Raw genomic sequence first — 24,856 nt, forward strand, 5'->3', positions numbered from 1 at the left:
ACGCCCATAATTCGCCGTTTTCGCGCCGAAGGCTGAGGTTTCATACGATGCGGCGAGGCTGCCGAGGCGTCGGCTGACTGTTCACTTTTTGCAAGGCCGATTCATAAGATGAATTGACAGAATATTCTTTCAAACCGTTCGTTTCAGGAAGGAGTGGAGAAGATAAAGCGAGAATAAAATGAACAGGGAGCCGGTGAAGACAACGAAAGCGAGCGGAAAAAGCGTCAGCCATCCGGTACCGCCGTCCGTTCCGAATTTTCCGGCAGGCAGGGTGTTCTCCAGAAGAACCCCGATGGGCCGCATCGGTTTCCACAGCACAAACACGAGCAGCGAAGCGAGTAAACTATGCAGAATGCGGGCCGTCAAAAATGGCGCGTAACGCATGTTCGTCTGGCTCAGGACGCTCACGATCTGGGCATGAACGGATAGCCCTCCCCAGGAAAGAATGAAGGCGGCCGCGGCTGTCTTGAATACGAGCAGGGTCGAATCACCCATGCCGCCTGCCGCTTTGGCGCCGAGAGTAACTTCGAACGTGCCTCCGATCAGCGCATCAGAGAGGGTCGGGGGGAGTTGAAGCACGCTCAGGAACATGCGCAGCAGCCCGGAGAGCATGTGAATGACACCGCTCAGGGTTAGCATTTCAAGTACGACGGAGAAAAAAACGACGAGGCTGCCCAGAAGAAAAATCAGGTTCAGCGAATTCCGAACCCCTTGGGCCAGCAATGTTCCGAAAGGCCGTCCGTCTTCCAGACGTGCCTTGTGCATCGCTTTGAAGGCGCGGGCCCAGACGGACGAACGATTGCCTGCGGCAGCACGCGGAGCGGGCGTTGAAGGAGCCCCTCTTCCATGGAACCGCATCAGAAAGCCGACAAGCAGGGCGCCCCCGTAATGGGCGGCCGCGAGCACGGCGGCGAGGGAAGCGTCATGGAAGAAGCCGACGCAGACGGCTCCGATGAGGAAGATGGGATCGGAGCTCGTCGTGAAGGCGACAAGGCGCTCGCCCTCCTCCCGGTTGACGAGCCTGTCCTTCCAGAGCTGCGAAGTCAGCTTCGCTCCGACCGGATAGCCGGAGGCAAAGCCCATGGCCACCACGAATCCGCCGATTCCGGGTATGCGAAAAACGGGACGCATCATGGGATCGAAGATCATTCCGAAGAAATGGACGATTCCGAATCCGAGAAGCACCTCGGAAATAACGAAGAAAGGGAATAAGGCCGGAAAGAGCACACCCCACCAGATGGCGACGCCGTGAACCGCAGCCGCGAGACTTTCGCGGGGATAGGCAACCATAAGCGCAGCGATGCCGATGATCAGGACACACAAAGGAATAAGGGTAAAGACGGAACGCCTCGACATGGGGTTTGTACACCTCCTCCCTAACGTATATGTGCGCAGGGAGAAAAACATGTTTTTTGTAAGCGTATACTTAGTTTTTCGAAAACACTGGAAGTTGAACTTAAGTATGGTACAATGGTACTAAACCTGGTTTTTCATCCTGTAACCGTGGGAGTGAAACTTATGGCTGGAGTAATTTCTGGACTGCTGGTATGCTTTTTTGTTTACGTGATAAGGGAAGCCCTTATAAATGCGGCGGAAGACGATCTGGAAGGATATTGAGCCGAGCAGTCAGGTCTGTTTAGCGCCGATGTCCTCAGGTTGTTCTGCGCCGACGATTTTAGTTGCCAAAGGATGACCTCAGCATGAATATCGATGATTCAACGACAACGCTGTACGAGCGCATGGGCGGGGAGCCTGTCCTTCGCAGGCTGGTGGAAGCCTTCTATCCGAAGGTGCAGGAGAATCCGCTGCTCGGTCCTCTATTTCCGGAGGATATCCGTCCGGTGATGGAGAAACAAATTCAGTTTCTCACCCAATTTTTCGGAGGGCCCATGCTATATACGATGGAGCACGGACATCCGATGATGCGGGCGCGCCATATGCCTTTTCCCGTTACGAGAGACAGGGCGGATGCCTGGCTGTCCTGCATGCGCGAGGCTGCCCGGGAAATCGGTCTTCCCGATGACTTGGCGGGGATTCTGCTTGCGAGATTGCAGGCGCCGGCCTATCATTTCGTGAATCAGGAATAAGGGGAAGGACATGTCGGGCAGGAATGCTCCTCCAGCCCCCTAAAATTTCAAAACGCTTATTGAAACACGCATGCTCTCTTTCGCATGGTACTTCAATAAGCGTTTTGTTGTTCCAGGAGCGCAGGCTCCGGAGATTCGCTGCACAGGGTAATCCTGTTTTTACCCGTATTTTTGGAAATATACAGGGCACGGTCCGCTTCATCGATCAGCAGCTGCAGATCCGTGGCGGCATCCGCGGCGGAAGAGATGCCGATCGAAACGGTGACGGGTGTCGTTTCCGCATGCTCGAACGGATAAGCCGCCACGGCAAGCCGGATTTTCTCGGCATACTGCCGCAGCTTGACGGGATCTGTCTCCGTGCTCATAAGGATGAATTCCTCGCCCCCGTAACGGGCGATGTAATCGTGCTCCGCGACCGCATTCTTAAGCAGGCGTCCCGCTTCCCGCAGAAGCTGATCCCCGTGAAGGTGGCCCCAGCAGTCGTTATATTGCTTGAAATTGTCGATGTCGATCATAAAAATGGAAACCGTACGGAACCCGAGCGTACGTCCCGCTATTTCAAAAAAGCTCCTCAGATTCGGGAGCCCCGTAAGCAGATCCTGGCTTGCTTTCATCTCGAGCTTGCGCTGGGTCAGCCACTTGGCGTTTTCGTCGTTGCTCATCCCGATCAGGAGGCAGACGGAGACAGCCGACACGACGGACATAAACAGCAGCGGGTACGATTCGCTCAGCGCGTGCCTTCCCGTATGCACGGCGGCGTAAATGACGACTTGGGTCAGGAACAGGAGCACGCTGATTTTCAAACCGGCCCGGATCGGAATCGGTTTGCTGCCGGTCCTGAATTCCGAACGATGAAAGCCCGAACTGAGAACAGCCGGGATAATCAGGCTCTGCAGCGTTTGCATAACCCACATGGAGTCTTCCGCCGTCAAGAAACAGTAGAGCGTGGGGAGCAGGGTGGAGAACAGGGCGTTGCCGAGCCCGTAGCGGAGCCCCGCCATGACGACGGGAAGATAGCGCAGGTCTACGGCGCCCGTATCCAGCGAGAGCGGCTGCTGCATCAGCAAAATGCAGGCCAGGCCGGTCAGTACGGGTGAAGCTATTTTTTCATAATTTTCAAAAAAATGCATGCGCTGTATTTTCAGCGCCAGATAGCTGAGGGTGACCAGGGTACAAGCAATGGTGAGGGCAACCAGATATTCACTCAAGCGGAACCACTCCTCGTTATTGCAATGGATGGCTCGTCTTACCGTTTTCTGAAAGGCCGGTCCGCAAGCAAATAATCCGTGTCCGTGTCCACCAGCGTCACTTTCTCACGGCAGCAGGGAAACACAAGAAGTCTTTTCTTGCCTTCATGGATCGGAAGTAAGTCTTTAGTCCTTAAAGGCAGGAGAACGTTAGATTGGCTGCAGAACGGGCATTCGGCTACATAAATATCTTTCAAAACGGTTTCATAAGGCCATGTATGACTAAAAGGAAGCATCATTTTACTTCGTTTCACTTTCGGAATCCGGTGCCGGATCCTCATCGGGCTTGGACGAAGCGAGCTCGGCCAGCTTTTGCAGCAGAATATGCTGGGGCATGTGCATCAAGTGCTCGAGCGGTACGCCCAGGTGCTTGGCAAGCTTCACCGCCGTGTCCGGAGAAATGTTCAAGGGTTTCATTAGACCTATCCTTTCTTCGGGAAAAATGGTTCTTTTTATCTATTGATAGCATATTTCTTAGGAAGAAGCAATTGGGTGAATAAACGGTCCCTCTTCCATACTGTATCCTATCAGGGGTCCTCTCACAACAAGGCGGAAGACCCTTCTTTTGTTTGAAGGAGGTTTATGGTTTAATGTTACCGTAGGTCAATTTGCTCTTTACCCTCTAATCGGAAAGGTGGATTACACATGCATACACCGTTGAATCAGACCTGGGATCTGGACGTATTTTTCCCGGGCGGCAGCGAATCTCCCCAGTTTGCCTCGTTTCTGAACGACCTGGATGGCGATATCGCCGCATTCCGCGCAAGTCTCGAGAAAGCGTCGTCCCCTCAAACCGCCGGCGATTCGGCTGACTTTAAGGCGCTAATAGATCAGTATCAGGGCATCTTAAAACGGATTCGTGAAGCGGATTCATTCGTAGGCTGCCTCGCGGCCGATAATCAGAAGGATAAGAAAGCCGTCCAGCTCGGCGGTAAAGTGAAAACGCTCTATGCCGATTTCCTGGCATCTCTGACCCGTCTGGACCCTGTGATCACGGGAACGCCGGATGACGTCTGGAGCACTCTGCTTGAGCAGGAAGGTCTCCGCGAGATCGCGTTTTCCCTGAACGAGCGCAGAGCGCAGGCGAAAGAGAAGCTTCCGCCGGAGCAGGAAGCGCTGATCAGCGACTTGGCCGTTGACGGCTATCACGGCTGGAACGACCTTTACAACACGACGGTGAGCCAGTTCCGCATGGTGGTGGAAGAAAACGGCGAGCGCCAGGAGCTGTCGGCGGGCCAGGCCTTTAACCGCCTGCATACGCCTGAGCTTGCGAAACGCACCGAGCTTTTCAACCAGTGGGAAGAGGCATGGGCCGAGAAAGCCGACTTTGCGGCGGAGGCTCTTAACCATATCGCCGGTTTCAGGCTGCAGGTTTACAAACAGCGCGGCTGGGATTCCGTACATAAAGAACCGCTTGAAATCAACCGCATGAGCAAGCAGACGCTCGATGTGATGTGGGACGTCATTACCCGCAATAAGGGCGTGCTCGTCGATTATCTGAACCGCAAAGCACAACTGCTGGGCCTTGAAAAGCTGGCGTGGGCGGATGTGGACGCCCCTCTGGAAGGCGGAACGAAGACCGTCGGCTACGACGAAGGCGCCAAGCTGATCGTCGACCAGTTCCGCGACTTCAGCCCGCGTCTGGCGGATTATGCCGCGGAAGCGTTCGAGAACCGCTGGATCGAAGCGGAAGACCGCGCAGGCAAGCGTCCGGGCGGCTTTTGTACGTCGTTCCCGCTGGCGAAGCAGACGCGCATTTTCATGACCTACAGCGGAACGCTGAACAACCTGTCCACGCTCGCTCACGAGCTCGGCCACGGCTTCCATCAGTATCTGATGGATGATATGCCGGCGCTGGCCCAGGAATACGCCATGAACGTGGCGGAGACGGCTTCCACCTTCGCGGAGCTGATCGTATCCGACGCGGCTGTAAAAGCGGCTGTCAGCGACGACGAGCGCATCGTCCTGCTGGAAGACAAAATTCAGCGCGCGGTCGCGTTCTTCATGAACATTCACGCCCGGTTTATTTTCGAGACCAACTTCTACGACGAGCGCCGCAAAGGTCTCGTAAGCGCAGACCGCCTCAGCGAGCTGATGGTCCAGGCGCAGAAAGAAGCGTTCAACGATTCGCTCAGCGCTTATCACCCTCATTTCTGGGCGGCGAAACTGCACTTCTACGCGACGGATGTGCCGTTCTACAACTTCCCGTATACGTTCGGTTTCCTGTTCAGCGCGGGCATTTATGCGCGTGCGCTCGAAGAAGGGACCGCGTTCGAGGACAAATACGCGGCGCTTCTCCGGGATACGGGCAGCATGACGGTCGAAGAGCTGGCTCATAAGCATCTCGGCGTCGATCTGACCCAGCCGAATTTCTGGCAGAGCGCGGTCGATACCGTTATCGAGGACGTGAACGAATTCATGCGCCTGACGGAAGGCAAAGTGAAGTAAAACCGTTCCTTGCAGCCCAAAGAACCTTTAAATCCACAATTGTGGATTTAAAGGTTCTTTTTACATGAACACGCCGGCGGACCGGAATTAAACTTTCTCACGATGATTTTTGCTGCTGTCCTTACACGGCCGCTGTATCCCAGGCCCGGTTTTGTGCTCGGCCAAGCCTCTATTTTAACTCAAAATTTAAAAATTTGTATCGTCTGCTCCAGCTGTTTGACGGAACGTGTCATTTGTTCGCACCGGCTCACTATTTCGAGAACGCCGCTGATCTGCTCGTTCATCGAAGCGGACACTTCCTCCGTTCCCGCAGCGGACTGCTCGGTAATGGCGGAGATGTTCTCCATCGTTGCGGAAATTTGACGTGCGCCTGCCAGCATATGGTCGCTCTCTCCGGCAAATTCTCCGATCCGGTCGGATATAAAACGGACGGCGTTAAAAATATCGGAGAACACGGCTTCGGTATCCCGGATCAGCTCCGTCTGTCTGCCGACTGCTTCCTCATTGACTTCGATATGAGACAGCGCCTGACGAATGCCGGATTCAATGGCTGTGACCAGCCCGAACACTTCCCGCGTCTGGGTCGTCGCTTCTTCGGCCAGCTTCCTCACCTCCTGCGCAACTACGGCAAATCCCCGCCCCTGTTCCCCCGCTCTTGCCGCTTCTATTGACGCGTTCAGCGACAATAGGTTGGTTTGTTCGGCAATTTCCGAGATCGCCTTGGTGATTTTGGAGATTCCTGCGGTTTGTTCCGCAAGCGTGCGAATCGTGTCGGAAACGCGCGCGGTGGCTTCGACATTTCTTTTCATGCCCTGCCCCTGTATTTCGACAGCCTCACGGCCTTTGTCGACGAGCGACAGCATTTGCTCCGAACGGGCATTCATCGTTTTGGTCGACCCCGCAAAGTTCGAAACCTTCTGCTCGATATCTTTCGTAGAGACGGAGATGGTGGAGACTTCTTCCGAAATCTGTCCGGCTCCCGAGGCGAGCTCCTGGGCGGAAACCGTCACCTGCTGAAGAACGTCCTTGAGCTGCAAGTTCTGGGAATAGATGCTTTGGCTCGTATCGGCGACTTGTCTCGTGCTGGCTCCGGTTTCGCCCAAAATGCCGCGCAGCTTGTCGATCATGCTGTTGAAGGAACGTCCGAGATCGCCCAGGGCATCGTCCGTTGCCGCATCCACCTTGCGGGAGAAATCGCCTTTGGAGATGTTAAGAGCCGCGCGGGTAAGGTCTTCGACAGGTTCTGTAAGCGCTCTCTCGAACCAGCGGACGAAAGGGAAACTTGCAGCCAGCATAACCGCGAGAAAAATAAAGCCGAGCAAGCGGTTGGAACCCGGAAGCAGGAGAAGGAGAAGCAGCGCCGCGGAATAAACGGCGATCAAGCCGTAACAGCCGGCCAGCAGCTTGCTTTTGAAGGAGAGAGACGACCAGTTCTTCATACTTAACGCTCCTATAGACAGAATAAATTCAAAATGTAACATATTTCCTGCCGCCATTATATCACCGTGTTTTATAAGGGTCTATAGTTTTATTTCGTGTAAAAAAGGTGAGTGAAAAGACCCAAAAAAGGATTGGAAATATAGGCCCCAACATAAAAATTTCCTCAATTTTTGCAGGAAAAAACATAGGAAATGTGACTATTAGGCGGATTTTGGCGGGAAAAAGGTTGAAAAAAATAAAAGTAATGTAAAATTTTGTTGTATTAGATCTAAAGACACATTATACTGTGGCTACATACCTAGAACATACAAATCCATACCATTTTAAGAGGGACATTAGGGGGAAAATGATGATTATTGAACCGATTTCATTGGTGCGTCAGGTTGAAATTGTATTTACCGAGCTTCGGCAGGAATTGAGCGAGTTAAACTCGGGAACGGTCTTTTTGCAGATCCGCAACAATGCGGTCGGAAAGTTCGGTGTCCGGCATAATCCTCTCGAAGGAAGGGACGGGGTTGTGCAGAAGAGCGGGACGGGTCTGACGGAATCCCAGTGGCAGGCTTTCCGGAAGCTTGCGCTGGATTCCCTGAAGTACAAAGTGAATTGGACGCACGGGGAAATTACGTTTGATTTCACGGTAAAGAAAGAAACGCTGTATGCCAGCGTCATGTTTGAATCGAACTATAACATGTCCAGCCTCATCCGCGGATAAAGACGTTTAAAACAAGCAAAAAGGTGGCTGTTTCGGCCACCTTTTTTGGTCGTGCTTAAGTATGTTTGAATCAGACGATTAACGTCCCAATTTGCCTGCCAGCTGTTGCTCGGCGATTTGAACCAGTCTGCGAGTGATGTGTCCACCGATCGCGCCTGTGTCGCGAGTAGCCATGTAACCGTAGTAGCCGTCTTGAGGGATTTGAATACCAAGCTCTTGAGCGACTTCGTATTTCAGCTGGTCCAAAGCTTGGTTAGCTTGTGGAACAACCAGTGTGTTGCTGCTGCGGGATTGCCCTGCACCCATTGATATCACCTCCTTCGGTAATGGGTAGTATGAACCGTTTTGTTAAAAATACTCATGCTTGAAAAAAATATTTTAACTTGTCGAAAAGAGTCTGGATAGAGGTGTATAAATAGGTAGAAAAAGTCGAAAGCGTCAAAAAAGGAAAAGAAAAGAGGGTCTTTACGAAGAGCGGCAAGGAGGCTTTATGAACGGGCGGAGCTCTGTCATTTTGTGATAAACTATAGGCCGGGGATCGGACAGATACGCACGTTGTCCGGAACGACCCCTTTGCATGGAAAGGAAGGGAAGTATGGCCGAGAAAAAGTTTTATGTGGTATGGGTGGGCAGAACCCCGGGAATTTATTCGACTTGGGCCCAGTGCAAGGAGCAGACCGATGCGTTCCCGCAGGCCAAATACAAGTCGTATCCTACGGAAGCCGAGGCGCGGTCCGCTTTCGAACGCGGCTGGCAGAAGTCGCTCGATTTCGGAGCGAAGAAAAAGTCCGCGGGAGCGGGGGCTTCAGGGAAATCCGAGGCGCCTCCGGAGGTGGATTACGACAGCATTTCCGTCGATGTGGGCTGTTCCGGCAATCCCGGAATCGTGGAATACAAAGGCGTGGATACGAAGACGGGCGAAGTGATTTTCTACAGGGGACCGATTTCCAAAGGGACGAACAATATGGGGGAGTTTCTCGCCATCGTTCATGCTCTGGCCTATCTGCAGAAGCAGGGAAGCAGCAAGACCATTTATACGGATTCGATGACGGCTCTCAGCTGGCTCCGCAAAAAAGAGGTCGCTTCCAATCTGGTCAGGGACGCTTCGACCAAAGAAATATGGACCTTGGTAGACCGTGCGCTTGAGTGGATACGCACCAACACATACACCAATAAAATCGTCAAATGGGATACTAAAAAGTGGGGCGAAATCAAGGCCGATTTCGGCCGTAAATAAGCCAGGCTCTTAGTCCGGAATGTTATCCGGGCTGAGAGCTTTTTTAGTTTGCGCGCAAAAAGGACGCCTCGGAACCTGCGCAAGTGCGCCTAAAATTTTCGTTGACGAAAAGAAGGACGTACAGTATGATATGCCTTAATCCAACTGGAATACTTGGATTAAACAGAATCTTTTACACAGAAAATGAACAACGGGGGAGATGGAACTATGAAAGGGATACGCAAAGTTGTCCATGTTTTCACTATGATGATTCTCATCGTCGGTCTGGTGGCGGCATGCGGCAAAGCAAACACGGAGACAACTACGGGATCGGCTGCGCAGACACCTGGCGCCACGCCGGCTGGCGGAGATAAAGCAAATGCCCTGGCGGGCAAGAAAGTCGCGCTGATTATGCGTCAGAATCTCGGAACGTTCTCGGCTCAATACGTAGAAGGCGTGAAGGAGCAGGTTACCAAGCTTGGCGGTACGGTAACGGTGATTCCTGCGGACGGCGATCTGACGAAGATGGCCTCCAACCTCGATGCGGCCGTCAATCAGAAATTCGATGGTATTCTGCTCGATCACGGAACACCGGATGCCCTTCAGAACGGAATCAATAAAGCCGTGGAGAAGAAAATTCCGATCGTGGCTTTCGATTCCAACGTCAAAGGACCCGGCATCGTGGCACTGGAGCAGAACGACCAGAAGCTGGCCGAACTGACACTGGAGCAGCTCGGTAAAGACGCCGGCGGCAAAGGCAACATTGTCAAAGTATGGGTAGCGGGCTTCCCTCCGATGGAGAGCCGCCAGATTGCCTACAAAGCTTTTATGGATAAGAACAAAGACATTAAAGAGGTCTCGACGTTCGGCAACGCGCAGAACCCGGCTTTGGATACGCAGGCGCAAATGGAAGCGATCTTGAAAAAGTATCCGAACAAAGGCGATATTACGGCCGTGTGGGCGGCTTGGGACGAGTTCGCCAAAGGCGCAACGCGCGCCATTCAGCAGGCGGGCCGCACGGAAATTAAAGTATACGGCATCGACATGAGCGACGAGGATCTTCAGCTCATTCAGGATGCGAACAGCTCCTGGGTAGCTTCGGCCGCTGTCGATCCGAAAGATATCGGACGCATTCAGGTCCGCTACCTGTATCAGAAGCTTCACGGGGATCAGACTCCGGAGAAAGTCGTCCTGGAGCCGGTATTCGTCTCCCGTGACCAGCTGCCGAAAGACAAGAAAGTAACGACGGCGGAACTCAGCCAGTATGTGCAAGGTTGGGGCAACAGCCAGCAAGGATATACCGACTGGCTTAAGGAAGCCGAGAAACAGTCAGGCAAATAAGAAAAATACGCGAAATCCCATCGGGTTGTTGACGATGGGATTTTGAAAGTTCGGGGAGGAGTACGGTTCATCATGACGACGACTTCACTATCCGTGCTGCGGATGAACGGCATAACGAAAACATTTCCGGGCGTAAAAGCGTTGTCGGAAGTGGATTTTGAAGTAAAAGGCGGCGAAATTCACGGTCTGCTGGGGGCCAACGGGGCGGGAAAAAGCACGCTCATGAAGATCTTGTCCGGCGCGTATACGGCCGACGGGGGAACGATCGAAATCGACGGGAAGCCCGTGCCGATTTCGTCGCCCAAGGACGCGATGCGCCAGGGGATCTTCTGCGTGTACCAGGAAGTCGACACCGCGCTCGTCCCGGAGCTTACGGTGGCGGAGAACGTGCTGCTGGACAGCGTCGCGCACGGGAGCGCCTGGCTCCGCTGGGGCACCCTGAACCGGGAAGCGGCGAGAATCCTCGCCTCGATGGGTTCGGACATCCCGGTGAAGCTGAAGGCGTCGCAGCTGACCATCGCGCAGAAGCAGCTCGTGCTCATCGCACGGGCGGTGGCTCATGCGGCGAAGTGCGTCATTTTCGACGAGCCGACGGCTCCCCTCAGCCTGGAAGAATCGGAGCAGCTATTTGCGATTATGGAACGGCTGAAGGCTAACGGCGTCGGCTGTGTATTTATTTCGCACCGGCTTGCGGAAGTGACCCGGCTGTGCGACCGGATCACGGTCATGCGGGACGGAAGCCGCGTGCTGACGAAGGACGCCCAGGGCACCAGCCACGGCGAAATCATTGAAACGATGCTCGGCAAGACGTTCGCCGAGGAGTTTCCCAAGCTGCCGGCGGACCTGGGCGGGACGGTGCTGGAGGTCCGGGGGCTGCGCCGCGGAACGAAGGTGCGCGGGGTCGATTTCACGCTCCGCGAGGGCGAAATCCTCGGCATCGTGGGTCTGGTCGGCGCCGGCAAAACCGAGCTGAGCCGGCTGCTCTTCGGAGCCGACCGCGCCGACGGCGGCGACGTCTCCCTGCGCGGCAAACGGCTTCGGCTCCATGAGCCGGAGGATGCCGTCCGCGCAGGCGTGGTGCTTGTGCCGGAGGAGCGGCGCAAGCAGGGCGTGCTTGTGGAGGAATCGGTCCAGCGCAACTTGTCGCTGCCGATTCTCCGGAGCCTGAGCGCGGGCGGATTCATCCGCCGGCGCGAGGAGCGCGGCCACGCCGAGCGGCTGATCGGCCAGCTCGGGGTGAAGCCGCCGCAGCCGGAGCGGCCGGTGAAGCACCTGAGCGGCGGCAACCAGCAGAAGGTGGCTGTAGGCAAGTGGCTGCCGACGGACGCTTCGGTGTACATGTTCGACGAGCCGACGAAGGGCGTGGATGTCGGCGCGAAGAGCGACATTTTCCGGCTGATCGGACAGCTGGCGCAGGAGGGCAAGGGCGTTATCTACCTGTCCTGCGAAATCGCCGAAATTCTGGGGATCGCCGACCGGATTCTCGTGATGAGCTACGGCCGGATCACAGGCGAGCTCAGCCGCGAGGAAGCCACGGCGGAAGCCATTTTATCTTATGCCAGCGCAGGGGAGGCCGAACACGTTGAAAGATAAAGCACTGGACGTTTCGTTCCGCTACGGGACGCTTGTCGTCATCGCCGCGGTTTTTGTCTTTTTTTCCATCACGAACCCGAACTTCTTAAGTTATGATAATATTTTTGATATATTGCGTTCCATTTCTATTGTTACGTTTGTGGCGATCGGTGTCACATTGTCGCAGATTGTCGACGGATTCGACTTGTCTGTCGGCTCTACCGTTTCCATTACGACCGTCGTGGCCGCTTCGCTGATGGTCTGGTACGAGCAGCCCCTGATCGTGGTCCTGCTGGTACCCTTGGCGATCGGCATCGGAATCGGCTTGCTTAACGCCTTCCTTATTGTGAAGGTGCGCATTCCCGACCTGCTTGCCACACTGACGGTTATGTATATCATCGCAGGGGTGCACAAGACGTACACCAAAGGGTTCTCGGTCTACAACAACATGCCGATGCCCGACGGAACGACGGCAAAGGGTGTAGTGACGGAAAGCTTCAAATGGCTGGGCCAGGGAAAAATCATCGGCCTGCCGGTTCCCGTCGTCCTGATGATTATCGCGGTGGCGGCCGTCCATATTTTCTTGACGTACACGCGCTGGGGCCGTCAACTCTATATTACGGGAGGAAATCGCGAAGCCGCCCGATTGTCCGGCATCGGCGTAAACCGGGTGCGGACGGCCGCCTACGTGCTCTCGGGGCTCTTCGCCGCGATAGGGGGAATCCTGTATGCGGCCCGGATCGGTTCGGGCCAGATCGACGCGGGGGCTCCGCTGCTCATGGAAGCGGTGGCGGCCGTGTTCGTGGGGTATTCCGTCCTGGGCGCGGGCAAGCCCAATGTAATCGGCACTTTCTTCGGAGCGGTGCTGATCGGCATCTTGCTCAACGGCTTGACGATGCTGAACGTGCCGTACTACTCCTTCGATATCATCAAGGGGGGCGTGCTTCTTGCGGCGCTTGCCGTTACGTTCGTTCACTTGAACCGCCGGCGTCAGTAGGCCGGCACGAACAAGAGACCTTGAAGGAAATCCTTCAAGGTCTTTTGTTGCAGATAAAGCGGCTCTTCCGAACCCCTCGTCAGGAAGATTTTAGTTGACGGTGGACAGATTGAGCGTATAATTTTTTCTTGTATCGACATTCAGGAAAGCTGGAGACACTTTAACGAAAAAAGTAGTCCCGGACGCGCCGCCGTTCAGCGTAACCGATCCGTTGCCGCTTGCGGAGGACTGGTATACAGGCACACCCAGCGGGGACAGTGTATATAACGTAATGAGGTAAGGATAGCTGGAAGGAGACGTGAGCGTGACTTTGTGTACGCTGCCGGCCGGAACTTGGTCGGTCCACCAGTCTCTGTCGAGCGATCCGCTCAGTTTGCCGAAGTTGTCCCCTTGGGACAAAACATTGGCGGTTGTGTAAGTATCGTTAGGCTCGGTTTCGGCGAAAGCGGAAGAGGCTCCTAAGGTCAGCAGGAAAAGAAGCGTGAGGACAATGATTTTTTTCATAAACGACACCTCCAGGTTATAATAAATGGTAGGTTGGCCAACCTATCTTAAAAAATAACATAAATAGGCAAAATTGTAAATTTAGTATTTGTAAAATACCCGCTTCACTGCCTCTTTTAAGCTCTACAAGCAGCAAAAAAACAACCAGTCCCGTTTATCAAAAGGAGCAGGCTGCTTTTTTATAACCTTCGGATTCTATCAAACTTTCACTTTCCGGAGGTATAGAAAAACCAATTGTTAGACAGGATGTATAAGGAGAAAGAGTCATACCCGTTTTCCGGCCGTTGTGGTGCAAACAAGCCGACTAGAGCCTCATGTACAGCAGCCAGCCCAAACTTCCGGCAATCGCGCCTGCCGCCACAGCGACCCAGAACCAGCCGTTGTGCAGCAATTGCCGCAAAAATGCAGGAAATTCCCGCATAAAACCGCCTCCTTTTTCATACTTTTTATCATAATCGCAAGGGCAGGGGCGTGCCGCCCGCAATTTTTGCTGAAAGTTCTGAAATACCGGAACCATATTCCCGTCTTTTCGTTATATAGTAGAGAGAGTTAGAGCGGGCGGAAAGGCCCCGAGTTTTGTGAGGATAGGAGCACACCATCACATGTTTACCAAACAATATTTCCAAAGCAAAGGTTTCCGGAGGATTTTGATCTTCGCCCTGCTTGCCCTTATTCTTTATGCTATGCAGAGCATGATCAATCTCATTCTGCTTACGTTCATCTTCGCTTTTCTGATGGACCGTATGCAGTCGTTCGTCTCATCCAGGCTGAACCGGTATATGAGAGTGGACCGGCGCTGGATCGTTGCGATTCTGTACGTGGTTATTCTGGCGCTGCTGGGGATCGGAATGTACAGGTATTTGCCTGTCGTGGCCGTCCAGGTATCGCAGGTCGTCAGGCAGCTGTATGAATTTTATACGCAGCCGCAGGACAATGAGGTGCTCAGCTATATCATCAACCTGATTAAACCTTACATTGAACAGACCGAGCTCTCGAAGTATATGAATCAGGGATTCGGCTTTGTGTTCAAATCGGTGACCGACATCGGAAAAGTGCTTCTGCATGTGTTCATCGCCCTGCTCCTCAGCCTGTTTTTCCTGCTCGAGAAGCCGAGGATCATCCGCTTTACCGCGAAGTTCAAAGACAGCAAAATCGCGGCGTTTTACGAAGAGGTGGCCTATTTCGGCAGCCGTTTTGTCCACTCTTTCGGTAAAGTGCTGGAAGCTCAGTTCCTCATTGCGCTCGTAAATGGTATTCTGTCCGTTATCGCGCTGTGGATTCTCGGTTTTCCTCAGCTGTTCGGCCTCGGCCTGATGATTTTCCTGCTGGGCCTCGTCCCCGTGGCGGGCGTCATCGTATCCCTGATTCCGCTCTGTACGATTGCTTACAGCATAGACGGGATCATGATGGTGGTATATGTGCTTATCCTGGTCGCTGTTCTGCACGCCCTGGAAGCTTATATGCTGAATCCGAAGCTGATGTCCGCCAAAACGAACCTGCCCGTGTTTTACACCTTTATCGTCCTCATCTTCTGCGAGCATTTTATGGGTGTATGGGGACTGATTATCGGGATTCCGATCTTTATGTTCCTGCTGGACGTACTGGATGTGACCCGTGAAAAAGAAACCGTTGCTTAAACCGAAAAGAGCAAGCGTCCCTTAAAGGGATGTCTTGCTCTTTTGGGTTATGCTGCCGCAAATCGGTCAGCCGGTAGGACAGGCTGCGGTACCGTCGCCTTCCGGATGTTCGGGAAGGCATGTGCCCTACATGCTTGCCCAGCGCTATAACCGGATACGCCTGAATCGTGCTTTGAACCGGATGAGCACAGTTGATGGATATTGGGTATTGCAAAAAATGATTCGTCTATGATATAATATGTAATTGTATTGTTAAACCCTCTTTTTTAGTTCCTCTTTTATGAATAACATTCCTCCACCGAATCAAATTCCAACAACCCTAAGAATTTGTTTACCGTGTTACTTGATTCACACTGGCGCGGTCATCGGAGCCGCAAGGATGAAAGAGAGGTAGGGCTTTCATTGTTTTAGGAACACTAATTGGTCATTTCTTTATTCAGAGATCATTAGGAACTAGAAAACAAGGCCGTTTCTTCGAGCCTTCTATATGAGCATACTAACGACATTTTCTATAGAAACGGCAGTGGGTTTCTTTCCGCCATAGTAGCCATGGCACAAGGAAGAAGCAGATGGACACATAACCCGCTACAGGCAGTAAAACGAACATACGAAAAACCCGTCAGCATGGCTGGCGGGTTTTTCGTATGTTCGTTTTCTGTTTCCGTTTGGCCGGTGCTCATTTATATCCCGGTATTTCTTAAATGAACTTGAATCGGCGTTGCAGCAGGAAACGAAGAAGAAAATAAACGATCGCTCCGCCAAGAAGAAAAGCAAGGCCATAGGCATAATAAGACGTTCCATTTTGCTGGTATCGATAGTAGGCGGCTATGAAATTTTTGCCGATCATTCCCGCAAAACATGCTCCGCAAACTACGACGCTCCACAGAAAGTAAGGTTCTAGACGGGGAAAAAGAATGGCCTTGCCATTGTTCTCCGGTTTGTTTTTCGAATAAGCGTAAAGCCCGGCTCCCAGGAAAATTAAAATGTAAACCGCGCATATTCCGAACAGATAAAGCGAAGTCGGTGGATACCAGCTGTCCGTAACGAGAACCAGAGGGTTTAAATAATGCCAATTGTATCTAACAGCCGAGGGTAATAGCTCTCTATATCCGGACCAGTAAACGGAGAAGAAAGAACTTAACATACTCTTGAGGCCCATCGGCAGCACGCCGGCGACTATGGCTAGAAGAATCTGTGTCAAAGCCCCGCCCGTGAACGTTCCTGCAAACAGGACGATGGTATACCAAGCGGTTAATATGAGGGTTGAACGAAAGATCTCACGCACGTGGACAGACAGAGTGAAATAGTCATGGAACGGCGATAAGAGAATCACGATAATATCCAGTGCGTTCGTGAGGAGAACCGATCCGAGGATAAAAATAATGCCCAGAAGCCATTTGTTCCAGTAAATTTGAGTGCGTTTGAACGGCAGCGAAAAGGTGAAATCCTGATGAAGGCCGCGCCGCTCCATGCCGATAAGCAGGACCGCGGCTCCTAGCGCCAGGACGGCAAGCGCAATCCGGTAGTGAATAAATTCATTTCCGTATATCGTGGCGTTTTCCGGATGCTCACGCATAAATAGCAGCTTCCATTTCATGTTTGCCGGGGATGTGATCAATTCGATCATCCGGTTAAAAACCAGAAACAAAATCCCCGCCGCAGGCATAAACCACAACAGCAGCTTGGCTTGCTTGTAGTCTTTTTTCCACAGTGCTTTAGACAGCATGTTCGTCACCCTCTCCCAGACGGTATTCAAATACATCTTCCAATTGGATGGGGAGCCGTTCGACCAGCAGCGGATTCAGGTGTTGAAGATGCTGGAGCGTTTGCCCGGCATCGTCCTGGAGCAGGAGCGTATAAACGCGGCCCACATGGCTCGCGACTCTCACCTGAGGCAGACACAGGAAATTTTCCGGCGGCTCTCCATTGAACACGACCTGCAGCTTATGCAGGGTTCTTTTGGTTTCTTCCAGAGAGGAAACGGACTCCAGCTTTCCTTCCCTGATCATGATGACCGTGTCCGCGATGCGCTCCAGTTCCTGCAGCTGATGGGACGAAATGAGAACGGACGTGCTCCCGTCCGCGATTTCTTCGACCAGGAAGGAAAGAACCTGCTTGCGCACGATCGGATCCAAACCGTTCGTGGGTTCATCGAGGAGAATGAGGCTGGGTTTGGATGAAAAAGCGAGAAGTATGCCCATAAGCGCCTTCATGCCTTTGGAGAAGGTGCGGATTTTTTTGTGCTCCGGGAGCTGAAATCTGCAGAGCTGGTCCGCAAAATAAACCGGATCTAAGTTGGGATAGGCAAGACGATAAAGGTTCGCGCATTCCTTGGCCGTGTAGCCTCCCAGCATATCAAGGGAATCGGGGACATATAGGATATTCCGCTTGGCATCGGGATGCTCGTGAATTGAAAGGCCTTCCCATCGGACTTCTCCGCGGTCCGGGTCCAGAATGCCGGCAAGGGTCCGGAGCAGGGTGGTTTTGCCGGCTCCGTTGCGGCCGACGAGCGCGGCGATGGAGCCTTGGCCGAGCTCGAATCGGATATCTTCCAGGACCGGACGCCCGTCGATGCATTTGCTGAGAGCTTCAACATTTAGCATAAGGATACTCCTTTACTCCTTGATTTCTTTGTAAAATTGTTCGGTCCAGCCTTTAATCTGATCGGCATCGATTCCGAGATAAGCGGCTTCGACAAGAAGCTGACGGAAAGTGGAGCGGAACTTCTCAAGGCGCTCTTTTTCCATACCCGGTGAAGATGGCTTGGCGACAAAGGTGCCTTTACCGCGCAGCGTTTCGATGATGCCCTGGCGCTCCAATTCCTGGTAAGCCTTGCCGACCGTATTCGGATTGACGAGGACCGCGGCGGAGAGTTCCCGGACAGAGGGCAGACGGTCTCCCTGCTGAAGCGCCCCCTTGAGTATGAGTTCTTTCATTCCTAGTATGATTTGTTCGTATATGGGAAGTTCGCTTCGCTCGTTGATTTTGATCATCGAAGGAGGCACCCCTTTCTTGGAGGTAAGTAGGATGAAGAACGCGTGGTGTCGTTAGGCCAGGTAAATTCTAAAGTGTACTATTTAATGTAGTACACTTAGCACAATAATGAAAATGAAGAGGCTTTGTCAACCCGTATTTTTCCGGAGCCTTAACGGTGCTGAAGATGAGAAGTGGGCGTTTTTGGCCTTCCGGCCGGAGACATGTTAAGATCAAGTACAAACGAAACCGGAGAAAGGAAAAGGAAACACGATGGACCCCAATCCGAAGATGACACGCAGAGCCTTTCTGGCAAAAGGCAAATTTCTGGCAGGCGCTTTGTTGGCAGCCCCTTTTGTTTCCTACGGATACGCGCGGTTTGCCGAACCGCACTGGATCCGCACCAAGCATGTCCGGCTGGAGCTGGAACGGCTGCCGCAGGCGTTCGATGGCGTACGTGTCGTCCAGTTCAGCGATGTTCACGTCGGACCCTATCTGGCGCCCGGAGATCTGCCGCAGCTTGTGGACATGATCAACGCGCTCAAGCCGGATTTGCTGTGCTTCACCGGCGATTTGTACGATTACCGCGTGTACGACGCTTCCGTAGTCAGTCACGCATTGGCGGCACTCAAGGCTCCGCTGGGTAAATTTGCGGTGCTCGGCAATCACGATTATTACGGTTCACCCGGGGAGACGGAAAAGGTGCTGAAGCCGGGAGGCTTCGAGCTGCTCACGAACCGGTCCGTCGCGGTCGGCAAAGACAAGGCGCTGATCCGGGTGGCCGGCGTCGATGACATGTGGGAAGGCCGCCCCGATCTGGACCGGGCGCTGAAAGGCGTACGCCGAGACGACTTCGTGCTCCTGCTGTCCCACGCCCCGGATTTCGCGGATATCGCGCTGGAAGCGCCGGTCGATATGCAGCTGTCCGGGCACAGCCATGGGGGGCAGGTCCGGCTGCCGTTCTACGGCGCGATTACGACGCCGATGTACGGACGGAAGTATGTCGACGGCTTGTACAAACTCGGCGGCGGCAAGCTGCACGTGTACACGAACCGAGGCATCGGCATGACGATGCACCCCGTCAGGTTCTGGTGCAGGCCCGAGCTGACGGTGTTCACGTTAAAAAAGCGCTTGTAACGCCCCGTAGGACGACAGCACCGGCGGAATATAACTCAATTTAACCGAATGCGGGCTGACATCCACTCCATTTTAGCGGAACGACATATAGTGTACGGTAAGACAATAACTCACCGAGAGGGGATACGAAAGATGGGTTATGTTGGCGGATTAGGCGGAGTAGGCGGAGTAGGCGGAGTAGGAGGAGTAGGAGGATACGGAGGCTACGGGGGCATAGGCACGAGCGTAGGTGCAATTCTGGTTCTTTTCATTCTGCTGGTTATTATCTCCCGCACGTTCCTGTACTAATTTCCTTATAAGTTCCGTCGGCCGCGTTAACGGCCGTAAGCGTTTATGAACAAACTCCAGGCTGCTTGCAGCCGGGGTTTGTTCTTTTTTTATGCGTTTTTTCCTTCTAAAACGTTTAATTAAGGTGGAGGTCTTCTGCGAGGCCCGCATTCCAAAATCAAGGAGGTACCGCCATGTACAAGGATTTGGAAGGAAAAACGGTTGTCATCACGGGAGCGTCCACGGGGATAGGAAGAGCGGCTGCGGTCCGTTTCGGCCAAGAGAAAGCGAATGTCCTGATCAATTACTTGAGCCATGAAGAAAACATTCCCGCCTTGATCGTTGAAGTGGAAGCCGCGGGGGGCAGAGCGCTGGCGATCCGGGGAGATGTGACCAAAGAAGAGGACGTGAAGAAGCTGGTGGAAACCGCCCACGAGCATTTCGGTTCTCTGGACGTGATGATCAACAACGCGGGAATCGAGAATGAAGTTCCTTCTCAGGAGCTGTCCGCCGACGATTGGCGTAAAGTGCTGGACGTGAACCTGACCGGGGCGTTTCTCGGCAGCCGGGAAGCCATCTCCTATATGCTGGAGCATGAAATCAGAGGGGTCGTTATCAACGTTTCAAGCGTGCACGAAATGATCCCTTGGCCCCATTTCGTCCATTATGCGGCGAGCAAAGGCGGCATCAAAATGATGACCGAAACGCTGGCGCTGGAGTTTGCGCCCCAAGGAATCCGGGTGAACAATATCGGGCCGGGGGCTATCAACACGCCCATCAATGAAACGAAATTCGCCGACGAGCAGGCGCGCGCCGGCGTGGAAGCCCTCATTCCGATGGGGTATATCGGCAAACCGGAAGAGATTGCGGCCGTAGCCGCCTGGCTGGCCTCGTCGGAGTCAAGCTATGTCACCGGTATCACGCTGTTCGCGGACGGAGGGATGACGAAATATCCGTCGTTCCAAGGAGGAAGAGGCTGAGGGAGAGGAGAGAATTCACATGAACCAAACATGGTGGAAAGAAAGTGTCGTGTACCAAATTTATCCGTCCAGCTTCAAGGATTCGGACGGGGACGGCCGAGGGGACCTGCGCGGGATTATTTCCAAGCTGGATTATCTCGCGGAGCTTGGCGTCAACGTCATCTGGCTGTGTCCCGTTTACCGCTCGCCGGGCGCCGACAACGGCTACGATATCAGCGATTATTACGAGATCGATCCGCAGTACGGCACGATGGAGGATTTTGACGAGCTGCTTCTGGAAGCGCGCAAGCGCGGGCTGAAAATCATGATGGATCTTGTGCTGAATCATACCTCCGATCAGCATGCCTGGTTTAAAGAATCGCGTTCTTCCAGGGACAATCCCAAACGCGACTATTATATCTGGAGGAAGGGGAGAGAGGGGCTCTTCCCGAACAACTGGGAGTCTTACTTCAGCGGAAGCGTCTGGGAGCACGACCCGGAGACGGATGAGTATTACATGCATCTGTATTCGAAGCATCAGCCCGACCTCAACTGGGAGAACGACGAAATGGTCGACGAGCTTTTCAGAATGGTGCAATGGTGGCTAGGCAAGGGTGTCGACGGTTTCCGCTTCGATGCCATCGCTCATATCGTAAAAGCGCAAGGGCTGCCGGATGCCGATAATCCCCGGCATTTGCCCGTTGTGCAGGCTTACCAGCTTTTTTCGAACCTGGAAAAGGTACATACGCTGCTGCACAAACTCAATGACCGGGTGCTGTTTAACTACGACATCATGACGGTCGGCGAAACATCCGGACTGGGTCCGGAGCAGGCGCTGGATTACGTGGGGGATGAGCGCCATGAGCTGAACATGGTTTTCCAGTTCGAGCATATGAATCTGGATGCGGCTTCCGCCGGGACGGGCAAATGGGAGTCGAAGCCGTGGACCCTGCTGGAGCTGAAAAAAGTGATGAGCCGCTGGCAGACGGTCCTTCACGGCAAAGGCTGGAATGCCAACTATCTCGGCAATCACGATCAGCCCCGTCCCGTTTCGAGGTTCGGAGATGAAGGCCGGTACCGGGTGGAATCCGCGAAAATGCTGGCTGCGTTTCTCCTGACGCTGGAAGGGACGCCGTATATTTTTCAGGGGGAAGAAATCGGCATGACCAATGTCGCGTTCGATCTGATCGGCGATTACCGCGATGTGGAAACGATCAATTACTACAAGCAGGCCAAGCTGCTCGGCAAGCCCCAGGACGAAGTCATGAAGGCGATCTGGAAAAAAAGCCGGGACAACGCCCGCACCCCCATGCAGTGGGACGACACGGCGAACGCCGGATTTACGACGGGGGAACCGTGGATCAAGGTGAACCCGAATTATCCCGGGATCAATGCGGCGGCAGCGGCAGCCGATCCGCAGTCCGTCTACCACTACTACCGCAGCTTAATCGCGCTTCGCAAAAAGCATCCCGTCATCGTTTACGGCGAATATAAGCTTCTGCTTCCGCTGGACACGGAAATTTATGCGTATACGCGGACGCTGAACGGGGAGAAGCTGCTGGTGATTCTGAACTTTTTCGACGGAACGCCGGAGTTTACATGGCCGGAAGAGCTGGGAAAGGGGAAGAACGCGGAGCTTCTCATTTCAAATTACGATCCCGTCTCCGGCGAGGATACCGGCGTCCTCAAACTGCGGCCTTATGAAGCCAGAGTTTATCTGCTCGGTTGAGGGGAGCTTTTATCGGCATAGACAAGTTCTTTGACCGGATGTTATGATGAACAGAACACAATCGAATATGGTAAAAACAGGTGCGGAGCCCATTCGAACGGATCAGACAGTCCATAAGAACCGGGTTCGGCTTAAAACGGGAAGTTCGGTGAAAGACCGACGCGGACCCGCCACTGTAAGGAGCCCCCTGCAATCGCAGGGGAAAATTTTTTTCGGCATCAACGTCACTGGATTTTCCGGGAAGGCGCCGAAGAAAGCTCCGAGCCAGGAGACCTGCCTGTTTAAATAACACTAGATAACCTACGAGGATTTAGGGAGGTGTTGAGAACGGCTGAATCGCTGCCAACGGCGGCTTGCCGGAACGTGGGCGTACAAGACTGCCCGGGGCCGGCGACTGTGCGGGTTGGAAGCATATGCGGGATATTCCCGCTTAATGGCTCGAAAGTTCGAAGCATTTCTATCCGAAGAGGGTGGAAATGCTTTTTTTATTGTCCGGACGAGACGGGAAGGCAAACGGCAGGCCGCCGGAAGGCGCACCGCCGTGCATATAGAAGGCCGCCTGTTCGAAGCGGACAGGAAGGCCGGACTGCTTGATAACGGTTGTTCAGCGTAAGCGCTGGAGCTTTTTTTACAGGGAAGAGGAGGAATGGGAATGGCCGGTAAACTGCTTATCATCGGATTTGGCCCCGGGGACGAAGCCCATATTACAAAACGCGCGCGCGAGGCGATTTCGGAAAGCGAAGTCATTATTGGCTATAACACTTACGTGGATCTGATACGCAGTCTGATCGACGGCAAACAGGTCGTGCGTACGGGCATGACCGAGGAAGTGAGCCGTGCGCAGGAAGCCGTCAGACAGGCGGAGGCCGGGCGTAAGGTGGCCGTTATATCCAGCGGCGATGCGGGCGTCTACGGTATGGCGGGTCTCGTGTACGAGGTGCTGATCGAGAAAGGGTGGAAGCCGAGCGATGGCGTGGAAGTCGAAATCGTGCCCGGCATCTCGGCGATCAACTCGTGCGCTTCGCTGCTTGGAGCTCCCGTCATGCACGACGCATGCACGATCAGCCTCAGCGATCACCTGACGCCGTGGGATCTCATCCGGCGCAGAGTCGAAGCGGCCGCATCCGCCGATTTCGTCATCGCTCTGTACAACCCGCGGAGCGGCAGAAGAACACGCCAGATCGTGGAGACGCAGCAGATTTTGCTGAAACACCGCTCTCCCGATACTCCGGTGGGTATCGTCAAAAGCGCCTACCGAGACAGGGAGCACGTCGTGCTGACGACGCTTGCGGAGATGCTGGAGCATGACATCGGCATGCTTACTACCGTGATCATCGGCAACTCCGCGACCCGCAACTACGAGGGACTCATGATTACGCCGAGGGGCTATCAGCGCAAGTATACGCTGGACAGCGATATTCAGCCCCTGCGCCCTCATGAGCGTCTCCGGCGGGAAGCCGAGCCGTGGGCTCTGGAGCAGGAAGCGGAAACCGGCGCGGAAACGGAAGCGGCCCTGCCGGTACAGCCCGGTGCCGCTCTCCGGTCCGCGGAGCAGCGGGAAGCCGGCAGCGCCGGTCTGCCGTCCTTCTTCGACGAGGACGAGTACGGGGATGACGGCTACGGCGAATACAGCCCCGAAGCCGAAGGAACCGGTACTGCCGACGACTACGACCGCGAAGATTCGCCGGTCCGCATACAAGCGGCCGGGACACGGTCCGCGTACGATAAGCCCGCGTCTTCGGGGGCCGGGGAGTACGGGGACTCGGCGGTTGCGGTCGCCCTACGTCCGTCTGCCGCACCTGCGGCTTCCGTCGAGGCTTCGGCTCCTACCGCCTATGAGCTGGCGGAAGAGGCGCTCCGTCTCGTGACGGGCGAGCCCGGCGGAACGGCTCCCTCCGCTTCCCCAAGCGGATTTTTCCGCCAGCAGGCTATTCTCGAGTTCGCCGTCAGCCCCGGACTCGCGAACAAAAACCTGACCGCCAAACAGCTGATGGTCCTCGCGGCCGCTGTCGGCGATACAGGAACGATGGAGTATACGCCCCATCATCAACTGCTCGTCAAGCTGCGGACCGATGATCCCGATTCCGTAACGAAACGGCTTCGCGGAGAAGGGCTTCTGCTGGCTCCGGTCGGCGATGTGGTCCAGGTCAAAGCCTGCGACTTCTGCAATATGGACAAGGGCGACGCCGTGCCGTATGCGGAGGAGCTTCACGATCTTCTGGGCGGAGCGGCCGTGCCCAAAGAGATGAAAATCGGTTTCAACGGCTGCGGCATGGCCTGCTACGGCGCGGTGAAGGAAGATATCGGCATCGTGTACCGCCGGGAGAAGTTTGATCTGTTCCTCGGGGGGAAAACGGTCGGCCGCAATGCCCACGCGGCGCAGCCCGTTGCGGAAGGCATCGAGCCGGACAAGCTGGTCGAGACCATAGAGCGGATCGTCGCCCGGTACCGGAACGAAGGGCACCCGAACGAACGGTTCCATAAGTTTTTTGCCCGCGTAAAAGAGCTGGAGGGCTACCGTCACCGGGAAGTCCCCGCTTTTCAAATCGAAAACGCTTTGTGCGGAGATTAACGAACCCGTAAACACGAG

General features: G+C 54.2%; 23 protein-coding genes and 1 riboswitch. Of the genes, 13 read left to right on the top strand and 10 right to left on the bottom strand.

Annotated features, from left to right (window positions below; translation table 11 throughout):
* Positions 1–129: 129 nt before the first annotated feature.
* Positions 130–1,356, bottom strand: a complete 1,227-nt coding sequence (gene ylbJ, locus ABH899_RS23345; protein WP_370000953.1) for a sporulation integral membrane protein YlbJ — start codon at positions 1,354–1,356, stop codon at positions 130–132.
* 344 nt (positions 1,357–1,700) lie between these two features.
* Here ylbJ and ABH899_RS23350 point away from each other — a divergent pair, with 344 nt between their 5' ends.
* On the top strand, positions 1,701–2,087 hold the full coding sequence (locus tag ABH899_RS23350; protein WP_326055644.1) for a globin domain-containing protein: 387 nt from the start codon (positions 1,701–1,703) through the stop codon (positions 2,085–2,087).
* A gap of 92 nt (positions 2,088–2,179) precedes the next feature.
* Here ABH899_RS23350 and ABH899_RS23355 read toward each other — a convergent pair whose 3' ends face one another.
* Genes ABH899_RS23355 through ABH899_RS23365 form a run of 3 tightly spaced genes read right to left on the bottom strand, consistent with a single transcriptional unit; the run spans position 2,180 to position 3,751 of the window.
* Positions 2,180–3,295, bottom strand: coding sequence for a GGDEF domain-containing protein (locus ABH899_RS23355; RefSeq protein ID WP_370000956.1), 1,116 nt, complete (start codon positions 3,293–3,295; stop codon positions 2,180–2,182).
* Positions 3,296–3,333: 38 nt separating this feature from the next.
* On the bottom strand, positions 3,334–3,570 hold the full coding sequence (locus ABH899_RS23360) for a hypothetical protein (protein ID WP_231392066.1): 237 nt from the start codon (positions 3,568–3,570) through the stop codon (positions 3,334–3,336).
* Between the two features lie 4 nt (positions 3,571–3,574).
* Positions 3,575–3,751, bottom strand: a complete 177-nt coding sequence (locus ABH899_RS23365) for a YycC family protein (protein ID WP_009673101.1) — start codon at positions 3,749–3,751, stop codon at positions 3,575–3,577.
* A gap of 228 nt (positions 3,752–3,979) precedes the next feature.
* Here ABH899_RS23365 and ABH899_RS23370 point away from each other — a divergent pair, with 228 nt between their 5' ends.
* Positions 3,980–5,782 carry a M3 family oligoendopeptidase gene (locus ABH899_RS23370; RefSeq protein ID WP_370000958.1) on the top strand — a complete coding sequence of 601 codons (1,803 nt, stop codon included), beginning with the start codon at positions 3,980–3,982 and terminating at the stop codon, positions 5,780–5,782.
* 179 nt (positions 5,783–5,961) lie between these two features.
* Here ABH899_RS23370 and ABH899_RS23375 read toward each other — a convergent pair whose 3' ends face one another.
* Positions 5,962–7,221, bottom strand: coding sequence for a methyl-accepting chemotaxis protein (locus ABH899_RS23375; RefSeq protein ID WP_370000960.1), 1,260 nt, complete (start codon positions 7,219–7,221; stop codon positions 5,962–5,964).
* A gap of 350 nt (positions 7,222–7,571) precedes the next feature.
* Here ABH899_RS23375 and ABH899_RS23380 point away from each other — a divergent pair, with 350 nt between their 5' ends.
* Positions 7,572–7,934: a hypothetical protein gene (locus tag ABH899_RS23380; RefSeq protein ID WP_042233556.1), complete on the top strand. Its 363-nt coding sequence runs from the start codon at positions 7,572–7,574 to the stop codon at positions 7,932–7,934.
* A gap of 78 nt (positions 7,935–8,012) precedes the next feature.
* Here ABH899_RS23380 and ABH899_RS23385 read toward each other — a convergent pair whose 3' ends face one another.
* The gene (locus tag ABH899_RS23385; RefSeq protein WP_009673104.1) at positions 8,013–8,240 is read right to left on the bottom strand and encodes an alpha/beta-type small acid-soluble spore protein; all 228 of its coding nucleotides are present in this window, start codon (positions 8,238–8,240) and stop codon (positions 8,013–8,015) included.
* Positions 8,241–8,529: 289 nt separating this feature from the next.
* Here ABH899_RS23385 and rnhA point away from each other — a divergent pair, with 289 nt between their 5' ends.
* The 4 genes from rnhA to ABH899_RS23405 all read left to right on the top strand — a co-directional run bounded on the left by rnhA (position 8,530) and on the right by ABH899_RS23405 (position 13,060).
* Complete coding sequence (rnhA, locus tag ABH899_RS23390) at positions 8,530–9,171, top strand: ribonuclease H (RefSeq protein WP_370000963.1); 642 nt, start codon at positions 8,530–8,532, stop codon at positions 9,169–9,171.
* Positions 9,172–9,378: 207 nt separating this feature from the next.
* Positions 9,379–10,491 carry a sugar ABC transporter substrate-binding protein gene (locus ABH899_RS23395; protein ID WP_370000965.1) on the top strand — a complete coding sequence of 371 codons (1,113 nt, stop codon included), beginning with the start codon at positions 9,379–9,381 and terminating at the stop codon, positions 10,489–10,491.
* Between the two features lie 72 nt (positions 10,492–10,563).
* Positions 10,564–12,084: a sugar ABC transporter ATP-binding protein gene (locus tag ABH899_RS23400; protein ID WP_370000967.1), complete on the top strand. Its 1,521-nt coding sequence runs from the start codon at positions 10,564–10,566 to the stop codon at positions 12,082–12,084.
* Complete coding sequence (locus ABH899_RS23405) at positions 12,074–13,060, top strand: ABC transporter permease (RefSeq protein WP_009673127.1); 987 nt, start codon at positions 12,074–12,076, stop codon at positions 13,058–13,060. The genes ABH899_RS23400 and ABH899_RS23405 overlap by 11 nt, the downstream gene beginning before the upstream one ends.
* A gap of 90 nt (positions 13,061–13,150) precedes the next feature.
* On the opposite strand, the gene ABH899_RS23410 is transcribed toward ABH899_RS23405, so the two are convergent.
* Complete coding sequence (locus tag ABH899_RS23410; protein ID WP_009673070.1) at positions 13,151–13,564, bottom strand: hypothetical protein; 414 nt, start codon at positions 13,562–13,564, stop codon at positions 13,151–13,153.
* Between the two features lie 602 nt (positions 13,565–14,166).
* Between ABH899_RS23410 and ABH899_RS23415 the strand changes: the two genes are divergently transcribed.
* Complete coding sequence (locus ABH899_RS23415; RefSeq protein ID WP_370000970.1) at positions 14,167–15,201, top strand: AI-2E family transporter; 1,035 nt, start codon at positions 14,167–14,169, stop codon at positions 15,199–15,201.
* 697 nt (positions 15,202–15,898) lie between these two features.
* Here ABH899_RS23415 and ABH899_RS23420 read toward each other — a convergent pair.
* From ABH899_RS23420 to ABH899_RS23430, 3 genes are read right to left on the bottom strand one after another with little or no spacing between them, the layout of a single operon-like run.
* Positions 15,899–16,927 (bottom strand): hypothetical protein, encoded by a 1,029-nt coding sequence (locus ABH899_RS23420; RefSeq protein WP_370000972.1) that lies wholly within the window; start codon positions 16,925–16,927, stop codon positions 15,899–15,901.
* The gene (locus ABH899_RS23425; RefSeq protein WP_370000974.1) at positions 16,917–17,804 is read right to left on the bottom strand and encodes an ABC transporter ATP-binding protein; all 888 of its coding nucleotides are present in this window, start codon (positions 17,802–17,804) and stop codon (positions 16,917–16,919) included. Before ABH899_RS23425 ends, ABH899_RS23420 begins: the two co-directional genes overlap by 11 nt.
* 12 nt (positions 17,805–17,816) lie before the next feature.
* Entirely contained in the window at positions 17,817–18,194 is a 378-nt protein-coding gene (locus ABH899_RS23430) for a GntR family transcriptional regulator (RefSeq protein ID WP_370000976.1), read from the bottom strand.
* 253 nt (positions 18,195–18,447) lie between these two features.
* On the opposite strand from ABH899_RS23430, the gene ABH899_RS23435 reads away from it, so the two are divergent.
* From ABH899_RS23435 to cobJ, 5 genes are all read left to right on the top strand, one after another.
* Positions 18,448–19,311 (top strand): metallophosphoesterase, encoded by an 864-nt coding sequence (locus ABH899_RS23435; protein WP_370000978.1) that lies wholly within the window; start codon positions 18,448–18,450, stop codon positions 19,309–19,311.
* A gap of 132 nt (positions 19,312–19,443) precedes the next feature.
* Complete coding sequence (locus tag ABH899_RS23440) at positions 19,444–19,599, top strand: hypothetical protein (protein WP_370000980.1); 156 nt, start codon at positions 19,444–19,446, stop codon at positions 19,597–19,599.
* Positions 19,600–19,772: 173 nt separating this feature from the next.
* Positions 19,773–20,558, top strand: coding sequence for a glucose-1-dehydrogenase (locus tag ABH899_RS23445; protein WP_370000982.1), 786 nt, complete (start codon positions 19,773–19,775; stop codon positions 20,556–20,558).
* 19 nt (positions 20,559–20,577) lie between these two features.
* Positions 20,578–22,266, top strand: coding sequence for a glycoside hydrolase family 13 protein (locus tag ABH899_RS23450; protein WP_370000984.1), 1,689 nt, complete (start codon positions 20,578–20,580; stop codon positions 22,264–22,266).
* 105 nt (positions 22,267–22,371) lie between these two features.
* A riboswitch (cobalamin riboswitch) is annotated at positions 22,372–22,561 on the top strand.
* A 357-nt stretch (positions 22,562–22,918) separates the two neighbouring features.
* A complete protein-coding gene (gene cobJ / locus ABH899_RS23455) occupies positions 22,919–24,838 on the top strand; it encodes a precorrin-3B C(17)-methyltransferase (protein WP_370000986.1) in 1,920 nt (639 codons plus the stop codon).
* Positions 24,839–24,856 lie beyond the last annotated feature (18 nt).

This window comes from Paenibacillus sp. RC84 (assembly GCF_041260495.1).
Lineage (GTDB): Bacteria > Bacillota > Bacilli > Paenibacillales > NBRC-103111 > Paenibacillus_F.

Excerpts from the sequence above, each read along its gene's own strand:
- ABH899_RS23420 (WP_370000972.1), bottom strand. The coding sequence starts at position 16,927 with ATGCTGTCTAAAGCACTGTGGAAAAAAGACTACAAGCAAGCCAAGCTG.
- ABH899_RS23370 (WP_370000958.1), top strand. The coding sequence starts at position 3,980 with ATGCATACACCGTTGAATCAGACCTGGGATCTGGACGTATTTTTCCCG.
- ABH899_RS23445 (WP_370000982.1), top strand. The coding sequence starts at position 19,773 with ATGTACAAGGATTTGGAAGGAAAAACGGTTGTCATCACGGGAGCGTCC.
- ABH899_RS23365 (WP_009673101.1), bottom strand. The coding sequence starts at position 3,751 with ATGAAACCCTTGAACATTTCTCCGGACACGGCGGTGAAGCTTGCCAAG.
- ABH899_RS23425 (WP_370000974.1), bottom strand. The coding sequence starts at position 17,804 with ATGCTAAATGTTGAAGCTCTCAGCAAATGCATCGACGGGCGTCCGGTC.
- ABH899_RS23380 (WP_042233556.1), top strand. The coding sequence starts at position 7,572 with ATGATTATTGAACCGATTTCATTGGTGCGTCAGGTTGAAATTGTATTT.
- ABH899_RS23385 (WP_009673104.1), bottom strand. The coding sequence starts at position 8,240 with ATGGGTGCAGGGCAATCCCGCAGCAGCAACACACTGGTTGTTCCACAA.
- ABH899_RS23430 (WP_370000976.1), bottom strand. The coding sequence starts at position 18,194 with ATGATCAAAATCAACGAGCGAAGCGAACTTCCCATATACGAACAAATC.
- ABH899_RS23435 (WP_370000978.1), top strand. The coding sequence starts at position 18,448 with ATGGACCCCAATCCGAAGATGACACGCAGAGCCTTTCTGGCAAAAGGC.
- ABH899_RS23350 (WP_326055644.1), top strand. The coding sequence starts at position 1,701 with ATGAATATCGATGATTCAACGACAACGCTGTACGAGCGCATGGGCGGG.
- ABH899_RS23415 (WP_370000970.1), top strand. The coding sequence starts at position 14,167 with ATGTTTACCAAACAATATTTCCAAAGCAAAGGTTTCCGGAGGATTTTG.
- cobJ (WP_370000986.1), top strand. The coding sequence starts at position 22,919 with ATGGCCGGTAAACTGCTTATCATCGGATTTGGCCCCGGGGACGAAGCC.
- ABH899_RS23410 (WP_009673070.1), bottom strand. The coding sequence starts at position 13,564 with ATGAAAAAAATCATTGTCCTCACGCTTCTTTTCCTGCTGACCTTAGGA.
- ABH899_RS23375 (WP_370000960.1), bottom strand. The coding sequence starts at position 7,221 with ATGAAGAACTGGTCGTCTCTCTCCTTCAAAAGCAAGCTGCTGGCCGGC.
- ABH899_RS23360 (WP_231392066.1), bottom strand. The coding sequence starts at position 3,570 with ATGCTTCCTTTTAGTCATACATGGCCTTATGAAACCGTTTTGAAAGAT.
- ABH899_RS23400 (WP_370000967.1), top strand. The coding sequence starts at position 10,564 with ATGACGACGACTTCACTATCCGTGCTGCGGATGAACGGCATAACGAAA.
- ylbJ (WP_370000953.1), bottom strand. The coding sequence starts at position 1,356 with ATGTCGAGGCGTTCCGTCTTTACCCTTATTCCTTTGTGTGTCCTGATC.
- ABH899_RS23440 (WP_370000980.1), top strand. The coding sequence starts at position 19,444 with ATGGGTTATGTTGGCGGATTAGGCGGAGTAGGCGGAGTAGGCGGAGTA.
- ABH899_RS23395 (WP_370000965.1), top strand. The coding sequence starts at position 9,379 with ATGAAAGGGATACGCAAAGTTGTCCATGTTTTCACTATGATGATTCTC.
- ABH899_RS23450 (WP_370000984.1), top strand. The coding sequence starts at position 20,578 with ATGAACCAAACATGGTGGAAAGAAAGTGTCGTGTACCAAATTTATCCG.
- rnhA (WP_370000963.1), top strand. The coding sequence starts at position 8,530 with ATGGCCGAGAAAAAGTTTTATGTGGTATGGGTGGGCAGAACCCCGGGA.